16 protein-coding genes and 4 pseudogenes are annotated in these 25,453 nt (G+C 64.4%); 11 read left to right on the forward strand and 9 right to left on the reverse strand.

The features are described 5' to 3' along the window. A pseudogene (locus OCH239_RS22855) lies at positions 1-155 on the forward strand (IS256 family transposase); the annotation flags it as partial. A gap of 71 nt (positions 156-226) precedes the next feature. Here the strand turns inward: OCH239_RS22855 and OCH239_RS17710 are convergent. From OCH239_RS17710 to OCH239_RS17730, 5 genes are all read right to left on the reverse strand, one after another. Next, positions 227-856, reverse strand: a complete 630-nt coding sequence (locus OCH239_RS17710; RefSeq protein ID WP_244430391.1) for a plasmid pRiA4b ORF-3 family protein — start codon at positions 854-856, stop codon at positions 227-229. After that, a protein-coding gene (tnpC, locus tag OCH239_RS17715; protein WP_157577944.1) for an IS66 family transposase occupies positions 817-2,462 on the reverse strand; the annotation gives its coding sequence in 2 pieces (ribosomal slippage) (positions 817-2,252 and positions 2,252-2,462; 1,647 coding nt in all). The genes OCH239_RS17710 and tnpC overlap by 40 nt, the downstream gene beginning before the upstream one ends. Before the next feature lie 60 nt (positions 2,463-2,522). Beyond that, a complete protein-coding gene (gene tnpB, locus OCH239_RS17720) occupies positions 2,523-2,873 on the reverse strand; it encodes an IS66 family insertion sequence element accessory protein TnpB (RefSeq protein ID WP_037265643.1) in 351 nt (116 codons plus the stop codon). After that, positions 2,870-3,175: an IS66-like element accessory protein TnpA gene (gene tnpA, locus OCH239_RS23910; protein WP_425280295.1), complete on the reverse strand. Its 306-nt coding sequence runs from the start codon at positions 3,173-3,175 to the stop codon at positions 2,870-2,872. The genes tnpB and tnpA overlap by 4 nt, the downstream gene beginning before the upstream one ends. A gap of 272 nt (positions 3,176-3,447) precedes the next feature. Continuing rightward, positions 3,448-4,620, reverse strand: a complete 1,173-nt coding sequence (locus OCH239_RS17730) for an acyltransferase family protein (protein ID WP_051489586.1) — start codon at positions 4,618-4,620, stop codon at positions 3,448-3,450. Between the two features lie 353 nt (positions 4,621-4,973). Here OCH239_RS17730 and OCH239_RS17740 point away from each other — a divergent pair, with 353 nt between their 5' ends. Continuing rightward, on the forward strand, positions 4,974-5,924 hold the full coding sequence (locus tag OCH239_RS17740) for a LysR family transcriptional regulator (protein WP_162150017.1): 951 nt from the start codon (positions 4,974-4,976) through the stop codon (positions 5,922-5,924). Between the two features lie 242 nt (positions 5,925-6,166). Then, positions 6,167-9,313: a beta strand repeat-containing protein gene (locus tag OCH239_RS17745; protein WP_037265653.1), complete on the forward strand. Its 3,147-nt coding sequence runs from the start codon at positions 6,167-6,169 to the stop codon at positions 9,311-9,313. A gap of 177 nt (positions 9,314-9,490) precedes the next feature. Here OCH239_RS17745 and OCH239_RS17750 read toward each other — a convergent pair. After that, positions 9,491-10,453: pseudogene (locus OCH239_RS17750) on the reverse strand (IS5 family transposase); the annotation flags it as partial. Positions 10,454-10,457: 4 nt separating this feature from the next. Here OCH239_RS17750 and OCH239_RS23915 point away from each other — a divergent pair. Beyond that, positions 10,458-11,822, forward strand: a pseudogene (locus OCH239_RS23915) (transposase); the annotation flags it as partial. A 242-nt stretch (positions 11,823-12,064) separates the two neighbouring features. Here OCH239_RS23915 and OCH239_RS17765 read toward each other — a convergent pair. Beyond that, a complete protein-coding gene (locus OCH239_RS17765; RefSeq protein ID WP_037265656.1) occupies positions 12,065-13,060 on the reverse strand; it encodes a substrate-binding domain-containing protein in 996 nt (331 codons plus the stop codon). A 135-nt stretch (positions 13,061-13,195) separates the two neighbouring features. On the opposite strand from OCH239_RS17765, the gene OCH239_RS17770 reads away from it, so the two are divergent. From OCH239_RS17770 to OCH239_RS17790, 5 genes are all read left to right on the forward strand, one after another. Continuing rightward, a complete protein-coding gene (locus tag OCH239_RS17770; RefSeq protein WP_084782611.1) occupies positions 13,196-14,245 on the forward strand; it encodes an ABC transporter substrate-binding protein in 1,050 nt (349 codons plus the stop codon). Positions 14,246-14,318: 73 nt separating this feature from the next. After that, the gene (locus OCH239_RS17775) at positions 14,319-15,122 is read left to right on the forward strand and encodes an ATP-binding cassette domain-containing protein (RefSeq protein WP_037265658.1); all 804 of its coding nucleotides are present in this window, start codon (positions 14,319-14,321) and stop codon (positions 15,120-15,122) included. Beyond that, positions 15,119-16,354, forward strand: a complete 1,236-nt coding sequence (locus tag OCH239_RS17780) for a sugar ABC transporter permease (RefSeq protein WP_037265660.1) — start codon at positions 15,119-15,121, stop codon at positions 16,352-16,354. The genes OCH239_RS17775 and OCH239_RS17780 overlap by 4 nt, the downstream gene beginning before the upstream one ends. A 14-nt stretch (positions 16,355-16,368) precedes the next feature. After that, a complete protein-coding gene (locus OCH239_RS17785) occupies positions 16,369-17,091 on the forward strand; it encodes an SDR family oxidoreductase (protein ID WP_037265662.1) in 723 nt (240 codons plus the stop codon). Position 17,092: 1 nt separating this feature from the next. Continuing rightward, positions 17,093-18,718, forward strand: coding sequence for an FGGY-family carbohydrate kinase (locus OCH239_RS17790; RefSeq protein ID WP_037265665.1), 1,626 nt, complete (start codon positions 17,093-17,095; stop codon positions 18,716-18,718). 518 nt (positions 18,719-19,236) lie between these two features. On the opposite strand, the pseudogene OCH239_RS22300 reads toward OCH239_RS17790, so the two are convergent. Beyond that, positions 19,237-19,413: pseudogene (locus OCH239_RS22300) on the reverse strand (IS3 family transposase); the annotation flags it as partial. Between the two features lie 655 nt (positions 19,414-20,068). Here OCH239_RS22300 and OCH239_RS17800 point away from each other — a divergent pair. Together OCH239_RS17800 and OCH239_RS17805 are read left to right on the forward strand one after the other, a co-directional pair. Further along, on the forward strand, positions 20,069-20,569 hold the full coding sequence (locus OCH239_RS17800; RefSeq protein ID WP_037265693.1) for an RNA polymerase sigma factor: 501 nt from the start codon (positions 20,069-20,071) through the stop codon (positions 20,567-20,569). Continuing rightward, entirely contained in the window at positions 20,566-21,336 is a 771-nt protein-coding gene (locus OCH239_RS17805) for an anti-sigma factor family protein (protein ID WP_037265671.1), read from the forward strand. The genes OCH239_RS17800 and OCH239_RS17805 overlap by 4 nt, the downstream gene beginning before the upstream one ends. A 173-nt stretch (positions 21,337-21,509) precedes the next feature. On the opposite strand, the gene OCH239_RS21830 is transcribed toward OCH239_RS17805, so the two are convergent. After that, positions 21,510-24,764: a hypothetical protein gene (locus OCH239_RS21830; protein ID WP_051489588.1), complete on the reverse strand. Its 3,255-nt coding sequence runs from the start codon at positions 24,762-24,764 to the stop codon at positions 21,510-21,512. Positions 24,765-25,453 lie beyond the last annotated feature (689 nt).

Raw genomic sequence — 25,453 nt, forward strand, 5'->3', positions numbered from 1 at the left:
AGACCGCAAAACTCATGGTCTTCACGCTGGTTCAAGCCGCGGCCAGGAAGTGGCGGAGGCTCAAAGGCGCCAACCAGTTGCCTCTCGTCGTCGAAGGCATCATCTTCAACGACGGTGTCGCCAGCCGCGATGCCGACAAAAGCCGCGCCGCTTGATCAGCCCGCGTCACCCAGATTCCCGCATAGCTCCGTAAGCATCCGGCGTAGGCCGTAGGGGCTGGCTTTTCTTACGTCTCCGCCTTGGGTTTGCGAGGTCGCGGAGCCCATTTCTTGGCAAACCGGTCAAAGCTCTCGACAATGCTGTCAGTTTCGGCATCTTCGGGGTCGAAGTCTCCTCCCGACCACCGCACCATGTCCTCGTGTTGCTCGTGGTCAGGATCGGCGAGAGCTTCGAGGAACTCTTCGTAGCCCCAGGCGCCGCCGACATCCTCGGGCGGACAGGCGCCGGTGGCCTTCAGCAGCCGGGGATAGCTGACGCCCGGCGTGGCATCGTTTACCCGCTCGATCCGGATACTGTGGTCCCAGTCATCGCCGAAGTCGTAGACATACTGGATCGTCCTGGTGGCGGTGCGGTTGAGCAGCTTTTCCAGGGTCATCTTCTTCGCATCCAGGGGACCGTCGTAGAACCCTTCCGGGTCGGGCAGTCCCCAACCGGCATCACCGACGCGGAACTCGTAGAGATGGGTGTCCGTCCAGCCCATGGCCGCCTGAATGACCTCATGCAGCCGGTCGAGCCTGATCTTCAGCGGCACCTCGATATGGCGCATCGGCATTGGCTCGACGTCGTTCAGAATGATCCGAAGGCGGGCAATCAAAGTCATGCGGCCATTCTTTGCCGTGTCGGGGTCCAATTCCAAGGCAGGAGGTCTGGCACCTGAGACGCTGTCATGTCCGGCAGGCGGCTGAGAATATCGGCCAGCCACGCCTGGGGATCGATGTCGTTCATCTTCGCGGAGACAATCAGGGAATACATGAAGGCGGCGCGGTCACCGCCGCGCTCGGAGCCGGCGAAAAGCCATGACTTCCGGCCAAGGGCGATGCCGCGCAGCGCCCGCTCGGCCGCATTGTTTGTCAGGCAGGCCCGGCCATCGTCGAGGAAGCGGGTGAAGGCGTCCCACCGGTCCTTCTTGACCATGTAGGTGATCGCCTTGGCCACCGGGTTGTGCCTCGACATCGTGTCGCGCTCTCTCTGCATCCAGTCGTGAAGCGCCTCGACCAGGGGCTGCGACCGGTGTCGCCGGACCTCGAGCCGTATGCCGACATCCAGACCGTTGATCTCCCGTTCGATGTCGAAGATGGCATCGATCCGCTTGATCGCTTCCAGCGCGACGGGCGAGATGTCGTGGTCCGGCTTCTTCTTGCGGGCCTTCTCCTTGATGTCGGCGAGCTCGAAGAACTTCCGGCGGGCATGGCTCCAGCATAGCGCGCGGCTCACCGGACCAGGATCGCGGCTGTCGCAGTAGAGATCGTTGTAGCCGCCGTAGGCATCGGCCTGGAGAATGCCCTGCCACCCAGCGAGGTGACGGTTGGGGTGGGCCATTTCCCTGTCCTTGGAGAAGTAGAACAGAGCCGCGGGCGGCGCGCCGCCCGCAAACGGCCGGTCGTCCCGAACATAGGTCCAGAGCCGCGCGGTCTTCGTCCCTCCCTTTGCGAGAAGTGGCACGGTCGTGTCGTCGCCGTGCAACCGTTCGGCGCGCAGAACGTGGTCGCGGATCAAGGCATGGATCGGCGCGAGCGCGGCGGCACAGGCGCCGACCTGATCGGCCAGGGTCGAGAGGCTGAGCTCGACGCCTTCCCGGGCATAGCGTTCGGCCTGGCGATTGAGCGGCTGGTGCTGTCCAAACTTCTCGAACAGGATCATCGCAAGAAGGTTCGGCCCGGCCCATCCGCGCGGTGTTGCATGGAACGGCGCCGGCGGTTGGCTGATCGCCTCGCAAGTCCGGCACGTGAACTTCTCGCGGACGGTCTGGATCACCTTCCAGCGGCGCGGGATCACTTCAAGGGTCTCGGTGACGTCCTCGCCCAACTTCACGATGCGGTCGGAGCCGCAGCATGAACATGCGGTCGGCGCCTCGATCACGACCCGCTCGCGCGGGAGATGCTCCGGAAAGGGTTTGCGGGCCGGGCGGCGGCGCTGGAAGCCCGTGACGGAGGTGGTCTTTGCCGCCATCTCCGCGGCAAGCTCGTCCTCCGTGGCCGCAGCTTCGAGCTCCTCGAGCTGCAACTCCATCTGATCGATCAGGCGAGCGCGGGCTCCGAGCTATGGCCGTATTGCTCCCGTCGCAGCTTGGCGATCTCGAGCTTGAGATGCTTGATCATCGCCTCGGAGGTCGAGACCACCGCGCGGGCCTGCGCCAGCTCGCTCTCGGCGGTGGATGCACGCGCCTCCGCTGTCGCGACACGGGCCTCCGAGGCCGCGAGCGCGGTACGCAATCTGGCGATCTCGGAAGCGGCATCTGGCATAGCGGAAATTTACTACACGGACCTCGCGATGCCTACGAAAATAGGGCTCAAAGGCACGATTTATCCCGACTTTGCAGGTCGTTGCGTCCAGCGCGGATTGCGCCAATCGATCCCTTCCAAGAGGTAGCCCAGCTGGGCCGCAGAGACCTGAACAGCGTCGCCGCTTGCGCTTGTCGGCCAGATGAACTTCCCGGCCTCGAGCCGCTTGATGTAGAGCGACATGCCGACCCCATCGTGCCAGAGCAGCTTGACCAGGTCGCCCTTGCGGCCCCGGAAACAGAAGATCTCGCCGGCGTGCGGATCGCGCCCAAGCCCTTCCTGAACCTGTAGTGCCAGAGTGTTCATCCCACGGCGCATGTCGGTGACCCCGCCAGCGATCCAGACGCGCACCCCCGCCGGGAAGGCGATCATTTGCCTTCGAGGATCGGCAGCAGCCTGGCCAATGCGTCCGGGGCCACCGACGAGGACACGAGCAGGCGCCGTCCGTTCCGCAGGAGGATCTCGAGCTGGACGTCGGGCGCCGGCCGACGCGGCGGCGTGTCAGTGTCCATCTCCGGAGGCACTTGAACCTGCACGAAAGCAGGGCCGATCTCCGATGCGAGCTCACCGTTCCGATACTGTCGCCGCCAGACGGTCAGAAGCGAACGGCAGATGCCATGCCGACGCGCCGTCGCTGAGACCTGCCGATGTCCCCGATGGCTTTCCTCGACCACCCGGATCTTGTCCGCGTCGCTCCAGTACGACGCCGAGGCCCATCCTCGGCAGACAGGATCTCGATCTGGGGTGTGAACTTGAAGTCGAACATAACCTCGGACTTATCATCGCCCCCAGCGCCCCGTCAGACGGCCCCCGCCGAAGGGTTACTCTCAATCTAACGGGGGCGATAGCACTCTCCGAACTTACCGTCAGAGGCTCGGGGAGAGGTCTTTGCTTTCTTTGGTGGATAAGCGAGTTATCGGCGCCAGTACGAGCACCGCGTGTTCACCTATTTCTGCACGGAGTTGGTGCTGTACGGTGGCGAGAGAGCCGACGGCTTTCCGCCGAACAACACAGCAACCAAGCCGAGGTTGTCGACCACCCGCCAGAGCATCCACGTCAGTCCATAGACGAAGACCATCACCAAGATGAACTCCACTTGCCATGGGAAGGAAACCCGCGCGGCGATGTTGAGGCCGACGAGAACGATCGGAAAATGCAAGACATAGAACGGAAAGGTTCCACGGGTCAGATCCGCGAGAAGATCGCTGGGTTTTGACAGAAAGCGCACCGACAGCCCAAGCGCTGCGCAGCACCAAAGCCAGGCCGTCGCCGCTTCGACCGCGCAGAAGGCAACGGCGTTCGGAGGGGCAAGCCCCAGAGGCACCCAGCCCCCGGCTGCCAGCGCTTCACCGACAGCGTCATCCTCGGCAAGTGCGGCCGCGAGGAGCACCACCTTGACCGCGAACATCGCTGCAGCAGCCGCGAGGAGCCACCAGGCATGCCGCCCGCTCCAATCGAGAAGGCGAGCGCCGCCGGCCCCGACCAGAAAACCCCCAAGGAAGAAGAGCAGGTAGAAGACGAACTGGTAATTGTCGCCTGCGAGGGCTGGAGCATGTGGCTTTAGGACGACAATCGCGACGGCGGAGGCCAGAACAAGAGCCGACAGGAGGAACTCTGGCCGCACCATCCGCGCGGCAATCTGGCTCCGAAAGGCGAAAATTGGCCAGCACATGAGCGTGTAGACTGCGAGGTTGAACAGGAACCAGAGATGCTGGATCTGGCGCAGCACCGGCTCGGTCAGCCATGTCCACCAAAATGCGAGAAATGTCGCGGATTCGCCAGTCGCGGTGGCGACAGCATAGCCGCCGAAGACATTCAGGAACATCGTTCCGAAGATCGCGGGGATCAGGAGGCGAAAGAGCCTGCGGCCCATGAAGCGTGAACCGACGCCTCTGGACGTGACGAACCATGTGCCGATGCCGGCGATCAGAAAGAGCGACGGCAATCTCCAGCTGTGGCTCCAGTAGATGAACAACGTAATACCATCGCCTGCCAGCCTATCGTTCACGAAGCCATAAATCGCGACGCCCCAGTCGACGAAGCCCACGGCGACATGATGGGGCACCAGTAGCGCGAACAACAGCACCCTGAGCCAGTCGAGTTCGGCGCGGCGGACCATGCGAAGGACGCTCCCTTTCGAGTACAGCTCCCGTTCGAGGACAAGGAGGCGGCAAGGCCAGACCGGCGTGGGGCACCGATATGCCGGTCAGCCTACGGGCGTCCGTCGGACACGCTAAGGTTAATCGCCGGCACGCTCCGTAAAAGCTGCGTGAGGTCTGCATCAGATCCCACAGAGCCCGAATGGCGGATTGCCGCGAGCGTCACGTTGGGCCCGACATACGCTCTTCTTGGTCTCGAAGCGGGACGAGGGGCGGCGACCAGGCCCGGATCCGCACGTCTGCGTGTTCGACGATCAAGACGGCCATCTTCCATGGTAAGCTCTTCCCAGATGCCATGGCCGAGGGACAGATCATGGACTGGGACAACATTCGCTTCTTCCACGCCGTTGCCAAGGCGGGCAGCTTTTCGGAAGCCTCGCGGCGATTGAAGGTCTCTCAACCCACCGTCGGGCGGCATATCCGCCTGCTTGAGGACCGGTTGGATGCGGAACTGTTCCACAGGCTGCCGTCTGGCCTTGTCCTGACCGACGCGGGACGCAGGATCTTCGAAAAGGCGGAGGAAATGGCCTTTTCAGCGCAAGGCCTTGCCGATCGGATCGCAGGCACACGCTCGCGGATCGAGGGTCGTATCACCCTGACCTCGGCCGAGGGATTGGGGCAATCCTGGCTGATACCGATCCTGAGGGACCTGTCCAGTCATCACCATGGCCTCGATATCGATGTTACCTTGTCGAATGTTCGGCTCGACGTCGCGAAGGGGGAAGCTGACCTCGCGCTGCGGATGGGCGAGCCACATGACGAGAGCCTGATTGGCAGACAGATCGGATCAGTGCCCTTCAAACTTTATGCCTCGCGCCGTTATCTGGAGATGTTTGGCCATCCCGAGGACATATTGGAGCTCAGCGGCCATCGGACCATCGAAAGCGGCGGTGTGATCCAGAATGTGCCGCAGGCCCGGTACCTCAGGGAGATCGGGGCGCGGGCCCGCCCGGCCTTGAAGCTCGACAGTCTGCTCGCTCAGAAAGCGGCGGCAGAGGAAGGGATGGGCTTGGCGGCCCTTCCGACCTATGTCGCCGCGGCTTCGCCCAGCTTGATCCCCGTACTGCCCGAGAAGTTTCGTGTCTCGGTCCCGCTGTGGTTGTTGACGCGATCCGAGCTTCGCCGCTCAGCCCGCGTAGGGGTCGTCAGGTCTTTCCTCGCCGGCGCGGCGCGCAAAGGGTTCGACGGGATCCCGGGGGCCATTGCCGCGGCTTGCTCGACCGACGCTGCTTCTGCCTCACCCACCGGCACCACGCGCCTGTGATCCGGGGAGGGCCAGTCTCTCGACCTTCGGCCCACCGGCACCGTTCGCCCGGGGCAGGTCCCCCGCGCGGTCCATCGTTCGGTCACGCGCGCCTCGAGAACGGGTCCAGAGGCCGTTCAACTCTGAATACCCCCTGAACAAATGCCTTGATGGCGCCACGGCAGGCCGAACCGTAGCTTGGGATCGTTGAAAGCCTGCGCCCCGCGCGGGTTCCCTGCGGTCCCCCATCTCGGAGCAAATCCATGACCCTCGTCGAATTTCTCAGCAGCGTTCCACCTACCGACATCGAATTCATTCCGAACGGCAACGATCAACCGATCAGCAGTGAGGTGGACGGCCAGGTGATCGCCCTCCTGGTTGGCGACCGCACGCTCGTCGCTGACGCGCCGGTCCTGACCCTCGCCAACGACGACGTCTCCTTCGCCAATGCGGGCATCGCGCAGACGACGGGGGCCACCGCGACCATCAGCATCGAGGGTGAGAACGGCGCGGTGATCAATTTTCCCTCGGGGGTCATCACGTCCGAATTCACGGCGATCGACGTTCTCGGCGCGCTCGGTGACGTCATCAACGGTGGCTTGATCGCCGGCGAGATCAACGGTGTGCGCCTCGTCGGCGATGGGGGCGAGCTGGAGAACACCGGCGACATCGAAAGCGGCAGCCGGGCCGTCGAGATCATCGGCACAGATATCGAGATCCGAAATCTCGGCGATATCATCGGCACCGGCGACCAGAGAAACGGCACCGTCTATGCCAACTCCACGGCCGAGGACTACACACTCTTCAACGGTGTAACGGGCCGGATCGATGCGGGCTTCCTGAACGACGGCGCGGGCGTCTCGTTCGAGGTGGGCAACGAGCCGGGCGAGGCGGTCAACGGCCGTATCGTCAACGAGGGTTCGATCGCCGGCCGCGGCGATGCGGCTCTCGGCGACAACACCCGCGGCGACGGCATCCGCCTCTTCAGCAGTGTGTCGGGCGGTACGACCTATGAGGGCGATATCGTCAACAGCGGCTTTGTCACCTCCGATTTCGCGCGTGGCATCGAGATCCGCGACAATCTCGGCTTCGACGGCCGCATACTGAACACCGGCGCGATCTTCGGCGCCACGGATGGCATCTATCTCGGAGACGCAGATCATAACGCCCGGATCGTCAACGATGGCTTTGTCACCTCCAGCAGCCGCGCCGTGAACATCGACGGCTCGGACGTGGAACTCGTGAATCGTGGCCTGATCCTCGGCACCGGCGATCAGCGTAACGGCACCGTTTATTCCGACGCGACGGCAAATGAATACAGCGTCATCAACCAAAAAGCGGGCGTCATCGACGCAGGCGAGGGCAACAACGGGGCCGGTGTCGTCTATCAGATCGGTGACGTATCGGGCGACGTGGTGTCGGCCGAGCTGATCAATTACGGGTTGATCCAGGGTCGGGGCGATGGCGGCGGCAATCTTGCCGGCGACGGTGTACGCTTCTTTGCTGGTGCGAGTGGTGATGTCAAATATGCCGGCGACCTCGTCAACACCGGTTCGATCATCGGGCAAGAGGACGGCATCGACATCGGCGAAGAGGGCGCAAGTGTCAGATTTGTCGGCGATCTGGTCAACCGCGGGCTGATTTCCGCGGCGGATGACGACGGGATCGAACTGGACGACGGCAGCGCGCTGGAAGGTGACATCGTCAACAGCGGCGAGATCCGCGCGGACGACGATGGCATCTTGATCGAGGATGACGTTTCAGTGACCGGCGACATTCGCAACAGCGGGCTGATCGATGCCGGCAGCGACGGCATCTTCTTTGACGACGGCTCCATCCTGCAGGGTGATATCGTCAATTCCGGCACGATCCGCACCGATTCAGACGGGATCGAATTCGATCCCGATGCGACGCTCATCGGTGACATCCGCAACAGCGGGCTTATCGAGGCGGGCATCGACGGTATCAGATTCGACGACGACGCCAACCTGCGGGGCGACATCATCAATTCCGGTACGATCCGCGGTGCGGGCGACGGGATCGAATTCGATCCCGCCACGACCCTCATCGGCGATATCAGAAACACCGGCTTGATCGAAGGCTCCGGCGACAGCGGCATCGAATTCGATGTTCGGGCCGAGGTCATCGGAGACATCGTCAATCGGGGCGACATCATCGGCGACAACGATGGCATCGATCTCGACGCCGAGGTCGCCTTTGACGGAGATATCGTCAATCGGGGTTTGATCGAGGGCACCGTGTCGAATGGCATCGAGCTTGGCCTCGCCGTGGCCTTCGACGGAGACATCCGGAACGACGGCACGATCCGTGGCGGCTTCGACGGGATCGAGATCGGCCTGCTGGTGGAGTTCGACGGCCGCATCCTCAACGGGAGCAACGGCTTGATCGAGGGCGGCGTGAACGGGATCGAGGTTCAGGAGCAGACGAATGGCCCTCAGATCATCAACCGCGGAACCATCCAGAGCGACAGCCGCGCCGTGAATATCGACGGCGACGGCACCCATCTGCGGAACTTCGGAGAAATTCTCGGCACGAACGAGCAGCGCAACGGCACGGTCTACGCCAACGCGACTGCCGAGAATTACAGCATCGACAATCGCGGGCCGGGTGTGATCGATGCGGGCGCCGGCAACGACGGCTCCGGCGTCTCGCTGCAGACGGGCGAGGTGAACGGCGATGTCGTGGAGGCTTCACTGGTGAACGTGGGCACCATCCAGGGACGGGGCAATGCCGTCGACGGTAACACGATCGGCGATGGCGTCCGGCTGTTCAGTGATGTGCAGAATGCCGTTTGGCAGGGCGACATCGAGAATCGTGGCCTGATCAGTGGCTCCGAGGACACGGAGGCGGCTGTCGGGATCCGGATCGAGGACGGGGTCACGCTGGACGGAGAGATCCTCAACCGGGGCACGATCGTCGGCACCGCGGTCGCGATCGACGCCAGCGACGCAAGTCCCGACGTGAAAATCGTAAACGACGGAATCATCATGGGTGATGTCCTACTGTCCGAGGGCGACGACCTCTTTGACGGCGCGAACGGCAGCGTCGACGGCATCGTGTTGGGCGGCGGCGGGGACGATACGATCATAGGAGGCGCGTCCGACGACACCCTTTCTGGCGGGTCGGGCGACGACATACTGACCGGTGGCGCCGGGTTCGACACGTTCGTCTTCGCCCCGGGCGATGGGATCGGAGGAGGGGACGTTATCACCGACTTCGAGGGCGGAGTGGACCAGCTCGACCTGTCAGCCTTCGGTTTGTCGGGCTTCACCGACGTCGGACTTGGTCAGGCCGAGGACGGCGGGTTGCTGACGTTCGGCTCCAGCAATTCTGTCCTTCTGGCGAATGTGGACTCCAGTCTGATCGACGAGGGGTCATTCCTCTTCTGAGCCCTGCTGATAAGTGGTGAAATGAACCGGACCGTTCTAAGGATCGTCTGAACTACCGCTTCGGCTTCGCCGATTTCGGGGCCGGGGCGGTCTGGCAAGGGCACCTTGGCCGGTGACGCCGGCGATTTCGTCGGATCGGTCGGCCCGAATGGCCGGGATCGGCGTCCGATGGCAGGCTCCGATCTCGGCCAGCAGCCTTCGTCGGAAGAGGAACAGATTGCCGAGGGCGAACAGCGTGAAGAGCTGCGCGCGGTTCTTCGCCAGGTCGCGGTAGCGCGTCTCGGGATACCCGAACTGCCGCTCGAGCACCCGGAAGGGATGCTCGACGCGGGCCCGGATCATGCCGATGATCCGGTTGATGTCCGCGTCGACGGGATGCAGCGCGCCGCCCTTCGGTGCCTTGCGCATGACGCTCCGGAACTTGCCGGGGCCGGAGAACGCGGCCTCGCGCGTGGCGCTGACATAACCCTTGTCGGCCCAGACCGATGTCTCGTCGCCGTGCAGGAGCGCGTCCCAGACCCGGCTGTCGTGGACCCTGGCCGTGGCGGTGTCGAGGCTGTGCAAGATGCCGTTTTCGGCATCGACGCCGACATGTGCCTTCATGCCGAAGTACCACTCGTTGCCCTTCTTCGTCGACGACATCTCGGGGTCGCGCGCCTTCGCCTCGTTCTTTGTCGAGGACGGCGTGTCGATGATCGTGGCGTCCACCAGCGTGCCCGAGCGCAGCGTGATGCCCTGGTCGGCGAGGTGACGGTTCACATCGGCGAACAGCCGCTCGGTCAGCTGGTGCTTCTCCGGGAGGTGGCGGAGGTCGAGGATCGTGGTCTCGTCCGGGATCCGGTCGTCGCCAAGCTCGATGCCGGCGAAGTGCCGCATGGCGTCGCTGTCATACAGCATCTCCTCGGCCATCGGGTCGCCGAGCGCATACCATTGCTGGAGGACGTGGACCCGCAGCATCGTCTCCAGCGGCATCGGCGACCGCCCGCCTTTCGGCCCCACCCTCGGGTAATGCGGCTCGATCAGAGCCAGCAGCCGCGGCCAAGGCACAACCGCCTCCATCTCGGCGCTCGTGAACTGCCCCCGTTTCGACCGGACAGTCCGGCATGACCATGAAAGGCTCAAGCCTGTGCTTGAGGGCATGCTCATGTCCAACGACGATATTCGCCGGGTCGAGGTGATTATCGGCGTCGCGCGACGCCGATATTGGCCTGCCCATGAGAAGCTGCGCATCATCGAGGAGAGTCTTGTGCCGGGAGAGTCCATCTCTGCCGTGGCCGGGCGGAACGGCGTGGCGCCGAACCTTTTGTTCCGGTGGCGTCGGTTGATGGACGAGGACGAGCCATTGTCCGCCATCGGTTCGAGGACGATCGCGAGTGCGATGGCCGTGGGATCGAACGAGCCGGTGGTCGGCGCCTTCGAGGTCCGCAAGCTCGAGGACCGCGTCCGCGACTTTGAGCGCCTCCTTGGCCGCAAGACGATGGAGAACGAGATCCTGCGGGGTCCGAAGGGACCGTGGCCCCGGTGGGGCCGCGTAAGCCCGAAGGACATGGCCAAGGCGCAGGTAAAAGCGAGCCTTGTCCGGTCGACGCATGCGTCGACGGTCCGAGGACAATGGCGAGCGACCTGGCATCTGCCTTCGCCGCCGAAGAGCGGTTCCCGATGAGCCGGGTGGCCGAGGTTCTGGGCTTAAGCCGGTCCCAGCTCCATGCGCGGGTCTCGGCGCGCTCGAACCCTCGTGGCCCGTATGCCAAGTCATCCCATGCCGAGCTGCTGCCCTCGCTGCGCCGTCTCGTCGATGCCCGGCCGACCTACGGCTACCGGCGCATCGCCGCGTTGCTGAACCGCGGTCGGCGGGCGGCGAGGCTGGAGCCGGTCAACCGCAAGCGGGTTCTGCGCATTCTCGGCAAGTACGGCCTGACGCTGGAGCGCTGCACCGGCCGCCGGGAAGGGCGGACCCATGACGGCAAGGTGGCGGTCATGGCCTCGAACCTGCGCTGGTGTTCCGACGGCCTGGAGATCGTCTGCTGGAGCGGTGAGAAGGTCCGCATCGCACTCGACCATTGTTCTCGAACCGTCGCCATGGCCGCTCGGACCGATGGCGCCCCCATGGCGACCGAACAAGGTCTCGTTCATCGACGCCTTCGACCGTGAGATCGTCGCTCATGTCGCCGTGGCGGGCGCGGGGATCTCAGGATCGGATGTCCGCGACATGATGCTGGGCGCCGTCGAGCGACGCTTCGGGACCGATCGTGCCCCGCACCCGGTCGAGCATCTTTCCGACAACGGCAGCTGTTACACCGCCAAGGACACGCGCGACGTCGCCCTCGCCCTTGGCCCCGCTCCCTGCTTCACACCCGTCCGGTCACCGGAAAGCAATGGCATGAGGTTCACGGGTTCTCTCGGACCGGTGGCGTTAACCCGTTCACCCTTCGTGAAGACCCTCAAGCGCGACTACGCTCGCGTCACACCCTTGCCCGACGCCCGAACGGTGCTCGGCCTCGTTGACGGGACACACGTCTGCTTCTGACCAGTGCAAAATCAGGCTCAGAAAAGTCTTGCTAAGCAGGAGCCATCCACACAGGACGTTCAATTGAGCGGCGACGGGGCGATACCATATTTACCGTTCGCGGCACGTGATCTCAGCAGCGCCAATGCGGACGAAGCACCAATTCGCTGCACCGTGCATTAAGGTCCGCGTCCCTTTAGGCATGGCTAGGATAAACAGTAAGCGTCCTCATAGTGATCACCTGTCTATTCAGTACAGAGAATGCAGGGGATTTGAGTTACATCCGCCTGTCCGGGAGGATCGTCGAGCCTGTCAAAGATCGTCGATACCAACGCCGTGACGTCCTGTTTTACCATGCCGACGTTTTCCTCGAGCAGAGCGGCGAACGGATCCCAGTCGAAACAGCCGAACGGCCGAGTCTGTCCCTTCGAGCGCATCCAACGAGCGACGCCCTCTAGCGAGATCGTGGAGTTCACGAAGAGCGCCGCCGGCACGTCGAAGGCGAGAGTGTCCAAAGCCCTCTGCGCCTTGTAGGAGGCATAACCGCAGGTCAGCACGTGGCTGTCGGGTATCACCAACCCGCGGGCCTCGTGGGCATCGCGCACGCCGCGTATGCGCTCGGCCGTGTTGTGATCCGATCCACGACCGCCCAGGAACAGCAGCGGCCCCCTCGTGGGCCCGATCTTGTCGAGCAGCAGCAGCGCGAGATCTCGCGCGCCGCTGTAATTGTCAGAGATCACGGACGGCGCCTCTCGCCCCGGCAGGTCGAGGTTGAGCGTGCGGATACCGGCGGCGGCCGCCGTGCGCGTGATCCGGTCCGGATCGGTGGCACCGGTGGCGATGATGCAATCCACTCGGTAGCCGATCATCTCGCGCGCGGCAGCTACCTCGAACTCGGGATTGCGCTCGGTACAGGTAATGACGGGGAAGAGGCCACGGGCGCGCGCCTTCGCTTCGAACTGCTCGGCAATGGCCCCGAAATACCGATTGTCGTATTTCGGCATGATCATTCCGATCACGTTGGACCGGTCGCTGCGCAGGGCGCTGGCCTGAAGGTTTCGCGCGTACCCTTCCGACTCGGCGATTTCGATAACGCGTTTCGCCGTCGACTCGGCGATCCTCCGTTTTTTCCAACTTCCGTTCAGGATGGCGCTCACGGCGCTCGGCGACGCACCGGCAATCTGCGCGATGTCGTAAATGGTCGTCCGCCGTCCACCGAATTTTCCTTGCGATCCCGACACCTGGCCGTCTTCCCACTTGCTTCACCGATTGAGCATTGACGAAAAGCCAAGCCTCCTACAACATGCTACATCGGTTGAGCAACTAGCTCAATCGATGCAGCGGTGAGGAGACCGCAGATTTTGGGGAGGATTGAGATGATCCAGAGAACTTTCGCAGCGGCGTCGGCCGCCGCGCTCGCAACCGCGACCCTCGGCACGGCGGTCGCTGCGCAACAAGCCACCGTGGGCTTCCTGATGCCCGACCAGGCCTCGACCCGCTATGAGGAGCGCGACTATCCCGGCTTCCGCGACGCGATGGCCGAACTCTGCGCCGATTGTGAGGTGGTCTACCAGAACGCAAACGCCGACGCGCAGCTTCAGCAGCAACAGTTCAACTCGCTGATCGCGCAGGGCGCCTCGGTTATCGTGCTCGACCCGGTCGACAGCTCGGCCGCGGCGTCGCTGGTGAACCAGGCCAATGCGCAGGACGTGCGCGTCATCGCCTATGACCGTCCGATCCCGGACGTTCCGGCCGACTTCTACGTGTCGTTCGACAATGTCGGCATCGGCCGCGCCATCGCACAGTCGCTGGTCGATCACCTGCAATCGGAAGACGTGTCCGAAGGCTCGGGCGTGCTGCAGGTCAACGGCTCGCCGACGGATGCCGCCGCCGGACTGATCCGCGACGGCATCGACGAGGCGCTCGACGGCTCCGCTTACGAGACGCTGGCCGAATTCGACACGCCGAACTGGGCGCCGCCGGAAGCGCAGCGATGGGTTGCGGGCCAGATCCAACGCTTCGGCGAGGAGATCGTCGGCGTCGTGGCCGCGAACGACGGCACGGCAGGGGGCACTATCGCCGCGTTCAGCGCCGCAGGCACCGATCCGATCCCGCCGGTCACCGGTAACGACGCGACCATCGCGGCGCTTCAGCGCATCATCGCCGGCACGCAGTACAACACCATCTCCAAGCCGTCTGAGATCGTCGCGGAGGCCGCGGCCTCGATCGCCTACGCCTTCATCAGCGGCGAGACGCCGGCGGCCGAGACGACGCTTTACGACACGCCCTCGCAGCTCTTCACGCCGGAAGTCGTGACGCGCGAGAACATCGTGGAGATCATCTTCGACGGCGGCATCAACACGCCCGAAGAGATCTGCACCGCGGAGTTCGAGGAAGGCTGCCGCGAGCTCGGCATCATCGAGTGACGTGATCGGTCCGCCGGGTGGCTTACGCCGCCCGACGCCGCCCCCGCGGGGGGCACGGGAGGAGGAAAAGACAATGCCAGCGGATGCACCCGGGGACACGTCCCCGATCCTGAAGCTACGAGGTGTGACCAAGACCTTCGGCGCGGTGACCGCGCTCGACGGGATCGACCTCGACATTCACCGCGGAGAGGTCGTGGCGCTCGTCGGCGACAACGGCGCGGGCAAGTCCACGCTGGTCAAGATCCTGTCCGGCGTCCACGCCAAGACGTCCGGAACGATCGAGTTCAACGGCGCCGAAGTCTCCATCGACACGCCGGGCCGGGCGATCGACCTCGGCATCGCCACGGTCTTTCAGGATCTCGCGCTCTGCGAGAACCTCGACGTGGTCGCGAACCTGTTCCTCGGGCAGGAGGTCGGCCCTTGGCGGCTCAACGAGGTCGAGATGGAGGTGCGCGCCTGGAAGCTCCTCGGTGAGCTGGCCGCCCGCATCCCATCGGTGCGCGAGCCCATCGCCTCGCTCTCGGGCGGGCAGCGCCAGACCGTCGCGATCAGCCGGTCGCTGCTGCTGAACCCCGAGATCATCATGCTGGACGAGCCGACAGCCGCGCTCGGCGTGGCGCAAACAGCGGAGGTGCTGAACCTCGTCGAGCGGGTGCGCGACCGCGGCCACGGCGTGATCCTGATCTCGCACAACATGGAGGACGTGCGCGCCGTCGCCGACCGCATCGTCGTCCTGCGCCTCGGCCGCAACAACGGGACCTTCGGCCCGGAAGCGACGCAGGAGGAACTTGTCGCCGCGATCACCGGGGCGACCGACAACTCGGTCTCCCGCCGAGCGCAGAAGCGTGACGCCGTCACGGAAGGAGAAGTGTCATGAGCGACACGCAGAAATTCGACCGCGCCGACAGCCGGGTGCGCGCCGACGATGGGCTCGGTGGCGCGCTGCGAGGCTTCGTCGACCGGATGCGCTCGGGCGATCTCGGCGTTCTGCCGGTGATCCTCGGTCTGATCGTGATCGCCGTCGTATTCGGGACGCTGAACCCGGTGTTCATGCGGCCCGCTAACCTCACCAACCTTCTGTTCGATGCCGCCGCCGTGGGCCTGATCTCGCTCGGAGTGGTGTTCTGCCTGCTGCTGGGCGAGATCGACTTGTCCATCGGATCCATGTCGGGCGTCGCCTCAGCGATCCTCGGCGTGCTGTGGGTCAATGTCGGCGTGCCGTGGCCGCTCGCCATCCTCGCCGCGCTCGGGGCGGGCACGATCACCGGCTTCGTCTACGCCACGCTTCTGAACAAGTTCGGCATGCCGAGCTTCGTGTCGACGCTCGCCGGGCTGCTCGCGCTCTTGGGACTGCAACTCTACCTGCTTGGCAACTCGGGCTCGATCAACCTGCCGTTCCAGTCCTTCCTGATCCGGTTCGGACAGACCATGGTGATGCCGGGTTGGCTCTCCTACCTCGTGGCGCTGATCCCCGGGGCGACGATCTTCTGGTTCGGCCTCAAGACCCGGGCGCAACGGGCACAGGCGAACCTGTCGGTCCCGGCGCTGAGCGTGCTGATCGTGAAGGCGGTGGTGCTGACCGCGATCATCTTGGGCGCGGTGTGGTATCTCAACCAGGGCCGTGGCGTACCGTGGATGTTCCTGTTCTTCATGGGCCTTGTCGCGGGCATGGAATACGTGCTGACGCGCACCCAGTTCGGCCGCTCGATCTTTGCCGTGGGCGGCAATCGCGAAGCCGCGCGCCGCGCCGGCATCAAAGTGGAGCGCATCCGGATCTACGCGTTCATGCTGTGCTCGACCTTCGCGGCTTTCGGCGGCGTACTCGCGGCCTCGCGCCTCGCATCGGCGAGCCGGCAGGCGGGCACCGGCGACGTGAACCTCAACGCAATCGCGGCGGCGGTGATCGGCGGCACCTCTCTCTTCGGTGGACGCGGCTCGGCGTGGTCGGCGCTGCTCGGCGTGCTGGTGATCCAGGCGATCTCGAATGGGCTGACGTTGCTCAATCTAAGCTCATCGCTGCGCTACATGATCCTCGGCGCCGTGCTTGCCATCGCCGTGATCGTCGACAGCCTCGCGCGGCAGTCCCGCGCCAGCCACGGCCGCGCCTGACAGGAGACCCCGATATGCGACTAGACGGAAAGACTGCCGCCATTACCGGCGCGGCCTCCGGGATTGGCCTCGAATGCGCGAGGATCTTGCTGGAGAATGGCGCGCGGGTGGTGCTCGTGGACCGGGATGCCGAAAAGCTTGAAACACTGACGGCGGAGCTCGGAAAGAACGCAATGGCGCTGGAACTCGACCTTCTCGATCCGGCGCAGGTATCGGATCTCGGCCGCCGGATAGAGGACCTCGCTGGCCCGCTCGACATCTTCCACGCAAATGCCGGCGCCTATGTCGGCGGCGAGGTGGCGACGGGCGATCCGGATGTCTGGGATCGGGTTCTAAACCTCAACGTCAACGCGGCCTTCCGCTCGGTCCACGCGGTACTGCCGCGGATGATTCAGCGGGGCACCGGCGACATCCTCTTCACCTCGTCCGTCGCGGGCGTGATCCCGGTGACCTGGGAGCCGATCTACACCGCCTCGAAATACGCCGTGCAAGCGTTCCTGCACACCACGCGCCAACAGGTGTCGCAGTACGGCATCCGCATGGGCGCGGTGCTTCCCGGGCCGGTCGTGACTGCGCTGATCGACAGCTGGCCCGAGGCCAAGAAGGAAGAGGCGCTCGCAAACGGATCGCTGATGCAGCCGCGCGAGGTGGCGGAATGCGTTCTGTTCATGCTGACCCGTCCGCGCGGCGTGGTGGTGCGCGACCTCGTGATCCTGCCGAACTCCGTGGAACTCTGAGATGGGCGGCAAACGATACACGATCGGCATCGATGTCGGCACCGGCAGCGCCCGCGCCGGCGTCTTCGACAGCGCAGGCGCCCAGCACGGCGCCCACTCGGCCGAGATCGGCACACACCGCGCGCCGGGTGGCATCGTCGAGCAATCGAGCGCCGACATCTGGTCCGCCTGTAGCACAGCCGTGCGTGGCGCCGTTTCCGCCGCCGGGATCGCCCCGGGCGATGTGGCGGGGCTCGGCTTCGACGCGACCTGCTCGCTCGTCGTGCTGGGCGACGGCGGCGCGCCGCTGCCGGTGGGCGACACGACCGCGCGTGAGCGCGACGTGATCGTTTGGATGGACCACCGCGCGACCGACCAGGCTGCGCGGATCAACGCGTGCGACCACGACGTTCTGAAATACGTGGGCGGCCGCATCTCTCCGGAAATGCAGACCCCGAAGCTCCTATGGCTGCGCGAAAACAGGCCGGACGTCTTCAACGGCGCGTGGCAGTTCTTCGACCTGACCGACTTCCTTGGCTGGCGCGCCACCGGCGCGACCGCGCGTTCGAGCTGTACCGTGACGTGCAAGTGGACCTACCTCGCGCACGAGGATCGCTGGGATCCGTATTACTTTCGGGCCATCGGCCTCGGCGTGCTGGCGGACGAGGGCTTCGCCCGCATCGGCACCGACATCGTCCGGCCGGGGACGCCGCTAGGCGCCGGGCTGACGCCGGAGGCGGCCGACGAGCTGGGTCTGGCCCCTGGCACGGCTGTCGGCGCCGGCCTGATCGACGCGCATGCCGGTGGAATCGGCACGGTCGGCCCCGAGGAGGGCCCGGAGGCGAACCTTGCCTACGTGTTCGGCACCTCGTCCTGCACCATGACCTCTACGGCCGAGCCGGTCTTTGTGCCCGGCGTCTGGGGCCCGTATTTCGAGGCCATGGTCCCCGGCCTCTGGCTCAACGAAGGCGGTCAATCGGTTGCCGGCGCGGCGATCGCCCACCTCGTGCGACATCACCCATACGCCACGGCTGCCACGCAGGACGCCGAGGCCTCGGGCATGTCCCTTCCGAACTGGCTCGCCGACATGGCCGCCAAACGTGCGGATGGCGCATCGGCTGTCGTCCTGGCCGATGGAGTCCACGTGGTCCCGGAGTTTCTCGGCAACCGCGCTCCGTTCGCCGACCCTGATACGCGGGCGGTGATCCTGGGGCTCGGGATGGACGACGGGGTGGAGGGGCTCGTGGCGCTATACGTCGCGGGTGTCTGCGGCATTGGCTACGGACTTCGGCAGATCATCGAGGCGCAGGCGACGCGCGGCATCCGCATCCGGCGGGTCGTGCTCTCCGGCGGTGCCGGACGTCATCCAGTGGTACGCCAGCTCCTCGCGGGCTCCGCGGGCATCGAGATCGCGATCCCGGCGGCCGAAGAACCGGTCCTTTTGGGGGCCGCCATCCTCGGCAGTGTCGCTTCCGGCGAACACGCCGACATCCGGCACGCGATGTCGGAGATGACGCGGTTTTCGGACCGGTTCGAGCCCCCCGCTGACGCTGCATCCGCCCATGCCAATCGCTTCGAGATTTTCGAGAACATGCAGGCGCTTGCGCGTGATGCGAAGAAAGAGCGCAGGTTTCCGTGTAAAGGCTGACAGTCCCCAAAGCGGTTAAGTCAAAGGCTCTCATTGAGCTTCACGCGGGATGAGAATTACCTATGGCGTAAGGTGCCAAAGCACCAGGGAAGGAGACGGTTCGCTGCAAATGATTAATTTGAGAAACGAACTGATGTGGATCTTCCCGCCGCCACTTTTGACACGGTGATCTGGCTTATTTTGACCTAGGCATACCTTCACGGGGGCCGTCATAAACGGCCGCTCTATCCCGCGGTGAGGGCCTCGCTTCTCATCCTTTCGCTGCCCGGAGCACGAATGTCCGGAGTCTTAGCTGCGGCGCCGCATGGATGTCCGCCGCAACGCAGCGGCAGTTCTGCTGCGAGCGCGCGCAGCGAGAATCTGCCTCTTCCGCAGTGGGCTTATTTCGTTGAAAAACTCGCCATTGATTGAAGGGCCGTCGGCTGATTAAATTCCCGCAATGTGTGGGAGGAGCGGCGATGATGGGACCGCGGCAGGAGGTGCAACCCGCGCTGTTCTATGAGTTCTTGCTCGAGGATCTTGTCCAGCGCCTCCTTGAGGATCGCAACCTCAAGCGTCTTGCGACCGAGCTGGCGCTCGAGCTCACGGATACGATCTTCCATCTGCCGAACGGCGCGATTGCTGGTCACATCGTCATCCTCGTACTCGGCCACCGTTCTCCATCGCATGTGGATCGACGGCTCGACGTTCCGCTTCGGCAAGGAGGTCGTCCGGACCGCCTGAGCCCATCGTAAAAGGTTCGAGCCGGCACTGGGCTGCCGGTTCTTAGAGGTCCCGTCGCCGGGACGCGGACCCCGATGACGCCGGCAGGCTGCTCGTGACACGTCCTCGGACGTGCAGCACGCTTTTCAGATAGGCGCTCGGGGTTCACCTGGATGGCATGATGTGGCGGCCGCGCGCCGACCACGAACGGAAACATGAAACCGGCGACGTGTGACACTCGGGACTTGACCAACCAACTCCCATTACGGAAGCAGCCTGCTAAGCCTCCATGGCTATGCCTGAGTGTCCTTTCGAAACGGGGGCCAATTCAATGTACAATTAAGCGCCGCGCATCCAATTGAAAGATGCGCAGTTGCTTTATCGTCCATTTCAGACGTGATCGAGGGCTTTGCCCGGCCTTGCCCTTTTGGCATGCGTTTAGCTTTGGCCTGACATATATCTTCGCGGAAAGGTGTAAGCGTTCGGGTGCTGAGGCTGCTATGGTCGTATGCAGGAACAGACATCGATCACGCCAGCAGATTGGGCCGCGACATGCCTGCGAACGACCTTCCGATCCGTGACGTGCCTTCGTACCTTCGGGAACCGGGAGCCGACGCCTTGCCCTCTTCAGGTAAGCGCGACGCGTTGATGGCCGAGATCGCGGCGCTGCATCCTCGGGTCTGGCGTTTTTGCGTCGTTCTGACTGGTCGCAGGGATACGGCGTGGGACCTGTCGCAATCTGCCTGTACCCGCGCTATCGAGAAGCTTCACACCTTTAGGCCGGGCACGGAACTCGATCGCTGGCTGATGACCATCGCTCGCCGGGTTTGGCTAAACGAAAAGCGCGCAGAGAGCGCGCGCGGTGCGGGTCGACAGGTCGACCTCGATGCCGTCGAGATCGCTTGCGAAAAACCTTCGGCAGAGGCGAATATTTTCGCCGGAGAGGTGTTGGCTGCAGTGATGGCCTTGCCCGAAACCCATCGCGCCGCCGTGCTTCTCGTATATGTCGAGGGCTACAGCTATCGCGAGGCGGCGGACATGCTCGAGGTCGCAATTGGCACCATCATGAGCCGCTTGGCGGCCGCACGCGCGCGGATAGCCGGGCAGATGAATGAAGACGCGCACAGAGGGGCGGCAGTACGGACATGACGGCAGCCTGGTCGGACGAACAATTGACGGCTTTTCTTGACGGTGCCCTGTCGGCAGACAAGGCACGGGCGCTCGAACGGGCGCTAGACGCCCATCCTGCTCTCGTGGCACGGCTCGACGCGCTCACGATCGACATGGATGTCCTGAAGGATGCATTCGACGGTTTGCTGGTCGCGGCGCCTCGCGCCGCGTCGGCAGCGGATTCCACGCCGGCCGCGGACACAAAAACCGCGCGGAAACCGGCGAACGATCCACGCGCGCCGGTCTGGCTGGGTATGGCGCTCGCCGCGTCGTTGGCCGTGGGCGTCGTCTTCGGATCCGCTTTGTCCGGCGGGGAGCGCGAGGAGGACTGGCGCGACCTCGCCGCGGCCTACCACCTTCTTTACGCGCCCGAGACGCTCGCGGTCGTGGATGACAACGCTGAGCGGATCGGCCGGGAGATCGCACGCGCCGCCGTTGGCATCGATCGCGACCTGTCGCTCGGGACGTTGGCGGCACCTGACGGATTGAAGCTGAAGCGCGCGCAGATACTGGCCTTCGAGGGCCGGCCTCTGGCGCAGGTCGCGTACCTGACCGCCGACGGCCAGCCGGTCGCGCTGTGCATCATGTCGGGAGAAGACGGCTCGGACGAAGCCATCAGTGGGCTCCGCATGCGCGACATGGCGGCGGCGACCTGGACCAAGGGCGGCTACGGCTATCTGCTCGTCGGCGGCGACGACGCCAGCCTGCTGGAAGACGCTGCGCACGAGCTGTCCCGCCTTCTCTAGCACGGTCGCAGACCGATCGTCTCCCACTGTCTGAACAGAAACTTTTCCCCTCGGCCGCCCCCCTTGCGCACTGGGCCGCGCGTCTTCGCCCCGCATCGCCTCTTGGGTCGCACCGCCGCGAAACATGCGCACCGGCCGGGATGACCGATGCGCAGTTCCGGAACGCGGCCGGGTCAGACGAAGTCGAACGTGTCGCCGTAGATCAGCCCACTCTCAGCGAAGGCCAGGTAGTCCACCGCCTCGGGCGCATGCTGAAGCTCGGCGTCCTGCGTCAGGTCCTCTTGAACGAAGACGTCGAAGCCGTCTTCGGACAGGTTCAACGTCCGCGCCCGCGACGGATCGATTCCGACCTGGGTCGAGAGGTCGGCGAAGATGAACGGCACCTCGTCGAAATCGATGTTAAACCCCACGGCGCTGGCGACATGGTCGACGGAGATCCCGGTGGTGCCGGCCTCGAAGGCGTTCGCGTCCGAGACGCCCGCGCCCTGTTCGATGCCAAGCACGCCCACAGTCTCTGTGCCGTGGCTGCCGACGGAGTTCCGTCCCTCCTCCTCCTCCAGCGCGACCTCGACCCCGTCGGATGAAACGTTGCGGATGCGCGTGTCGACGAAGCTGCGGTCATTGAAACTCTGCACCCCAGCTAGCACCGCGGGCCGGTCGTCGAAGCCGTCGAACGCCACTTGCTCGAAGCCGGTCTCGGTGGTCGGTTCGACCTCGAACTTGCTGGCCGAGAGGATGGTACCATCGGAGAGAACGTGCGTGCCCTCCTCGACCACGATGAACGACACCGTCTCGCGGTGGCGGAAGCCGTCATAGCCGTCGGGCTCCTGCAGGAACAGATCGAAACCGTCGTCGCGCACGTCCGTGATCCGGGCGGTCACGGCGTCCCCGCCATTGATCGTCGCCACATGGGCGAAAACGACCGGGCTTTCGAAGTCGTGCTCCAGCGACACCGTAGCGCCGCGATGGTCGAGAACGACCGAGCCGACCTCGGCGATCGGCCGGGCGGTGTCGACGGTGCCCTCTGGCCCGGTGGCCAACATGCCCAGACCGCCATCCGTCACCGCCACGCGGAACTCCGAGAAGTTCCGTCCATCCTCGGAGATCGTGGTGATCGGCGCGAAGCTGTCCAGCTCGAAGATCGCGTCGGAGGCCAGCGGACCAGACTTCTCCGGCTGGCTGAAGCGGATGCGGTCCCCGGCCTCCGGCGCGAAGCCGATCTCGATATCGGTACGCAGAAAGTCCGGCGTCGCGTCGATCGTGACGCCGCGCGACGGGTCGTCCAGAAGCTGGGTCGTGTTCGGCACGAACCCCACATCCTGCAGCGCCGAGAACGAGATGCCTACCGTCGAGGTGCCTACGCCCAGAAGCGCCCCGAGCTCCAGTTCGATGCGCGCATCGAAATCGAACCCGGCCGCGATCTCGACGGGGACCGGCGCGCCGAGGTTGTCGCTGAAGAGGTTCGCGCGCGCCGTGGCCACGAGGTCGGTCTCGATGTCGAAGGGCGTGTTGTTGAGGAAGGTGAGATCCGCCACCAGCCCGATCTCGGCCAGCGCGCCGAAAATTAGATCGCCGTCCACCACGTCGGAGTTCAAAAGGTCCAGAAACGAGCCCGCGCGCCCGCCGAGAATGCCGGAACGCGCATCCACCGCTGGGCCGAAATTGAAGAAATCGATTTCGGTATCTCGCTCGACACCGTTCTCGGTTACCTCGTAGTTCAAGCTCAGGCTGTCGGGATCGACCCCGATGAGGTTGGCGAGGTTGTCCACGACCCGTTCACGCGCTGAGCCGTCAAGGACGACGCCGGCGGCGTCCTCGGCGAACTCGATCAGCCCGCCGACCCCGCCGAACTGGTCAAGGCTCTGCTCCAGGAAGCTCTCGAGCGCCTCCGTCGCGGAGCTTCCCAGCGCGATCAGCTCCTCGCCGATGTCGAGCGCGGTCTCCTGAAGGGGCGTGAACACCTCGTCGACGACAGTGTCCGCGACCTCCCTCGCATAGCGCTCCAAGAGCGATTGTATGTAGTTTATCACGCCAAGGATGCCGTCGCCGATCTGCTCGGCAAGGTCCTGCAGGAACGCGATTGAGGTGTCGAAGCCCTCGGTCACGCCGTCGACGGCGCTCTTGGTGATCGACTCGAAGATCGCGCCGGTCGCCGCGCCGATCCCGGCCAGCGCTTCGGGCGAAAGCTGCTGGAACACGCCCGCAATCTGCGGCGTGATCAGCTCGGAAGGCAGGTCTAGCACCCGGGCATATCGGTCGAGCGTCGCCGCCGACAGATCGATGTCGAGCGTCGCGACGTCCTGGAAGGCCGCGCCGATCGCCTCGAAATCAACGATCTTCGCGATGTCCTCCACGATCTCGCCAAAGACCGCCCCCTCGCCCGAGATCGCCTCGAGGTAATCGCCGCCAAGAGCCTCGGCCCACCCTTCCTCGGCGATGCGGCCGACCAGCGCGACGGCCTCGACGCGTTCGCCGATCGCCGCGACGGCATCCGACAGCGCCTCCACGGTCCGGTCGAGCTGCGTCTGGGCATTGCGGAGCGCCTGGCTGACAATGCCCGCCCCCTGCAGCGTGTCCAGCGCCGCGTCGAGGCGTTCGATCTGCCGTTCGATCCCCTGCAGAAGCCCGGGGTCGGCGAACCCGTCCGCCGCGGCCGCTTCGGCCTCTGCCGCAATCTCGGCCCCAACCCGCGCCACCGGCGATGCCACGGAGGCGAAGTTGTCCGCACGTACCTGGGTGTCGAAGACCCCGTCGCTGGCTGCGCGGCTCGCCTGGGCGGCAAGGTCGTCGACGATGCTGGTGAAGTCATTGACAAGGTTGATTGGGTCGTCGGCAAAGTCGCTGACATCGATCCTGTCGAGGGCCCCCTTGAACGCCTGGGTATTATTGAAGACGAGAACCGTACTGGCGGTCTTGAGGTTGTTGACAGCCTGCGTCACAGAATTTCTTGCTTCGACGATCGCGTTGAAGACCAGGTTGTCCGGATTCCCGATGGACCCGAGCGAAATGACCCCATCCCGGATCGATTCAAGGTGGACTTGTGTGTCGCGAAGGAACCGAAGATCGTCCCGGCCATCTAGCGACGCGTTGATAACGTCGCGCCCGAGAACGCCGCCCGCGTCCTGCGTGTGCGCGACCACCGACGAAATCTGGCGCGCTAGATCGACGTCGATCCGCCCAACGCGCTGAAGATCCTCGACCACCTGGTCGAAATTCGCGCTGACGGTGCCGATCGCCTGAGCGGCACGCCCGAGGTCAATGGCGGCCGCCTGGGTCAGATTCGGGAGGCTCGCCGTCACTTCCGCAATCCGATCGAGCCCGCCGCGCACCTCGCCGAGCGCGCGCTCCGCTTCGCCGCTGAGGCCCCTAAAGGCGCCGGTCAGCCCGTTGCCGATGGTGTTTCCAATTCCGCCGAAATCGATGGGCATTGTTTTTCTCCGCTTTGTCTGGGGTTAAGCAATCAAGAATCGGTCGCCGGCCACGGGGCCGTCGGGAAAAGGGTGTCATGCGTTTGGGGGGGGGACCGGTCGACGGCCGGTCGTCAGAGTGGTCTAAGGGTCATCGCGCAAGTCTCCCGGTTTCGGTGTCAGTGCTGCCCGATCCATCCGGGACGCTCACATGGGGAATACACGCAGCGACGCGGTAGTATTCGGTGGGGGGGGGGCGGCCTTGCGGGTCACGGCCGGACACAGGCGGGGGATGTTTGCTACAATTCCGACCCGGAATTTCCACCGAAACCTATTGGTAACCTACTGAAGGAAGCGTCGATCTCGTCCTTGCCACTTATATCTCCGCGCTGCGGTCTCTGCTCCCAAGGATTTCGCTGCGCTCTAGCCGAACGACCGGATCCACAGCTGCGATGCGGCATGAAGTTTTGCTGCACCGATTGTGTTGAAAAACTCCCTCGCCCTCAGACCACGGGTCCCGAACCAGAATCTTGTTCTGCCGCTGATCGATTTTGACACTCTAGAATTGCATTGCGGTCAGCTTTGAGAACGTGCGTTCTGAACATTCGGGCCGTTTCGAGCCCAACCGAGTTTTTTCAACACAATCCACCGAAGCAGAGTTTTCGCTGCGAGCGCGCGCAGCGAGAATTTGATACTTCCGCAACGGGCTC

The organism is Roseivivax halodurans JCM 10272 (assembly GCF_000521785.1).
Classification (GTDB): domain Bacteria; phylum Pseudomonadota; class Alphaproteobacteria; order Rhodobacterales; family Rhodobacteraceae; genus Roseivivax; species Roseivivax halodurans.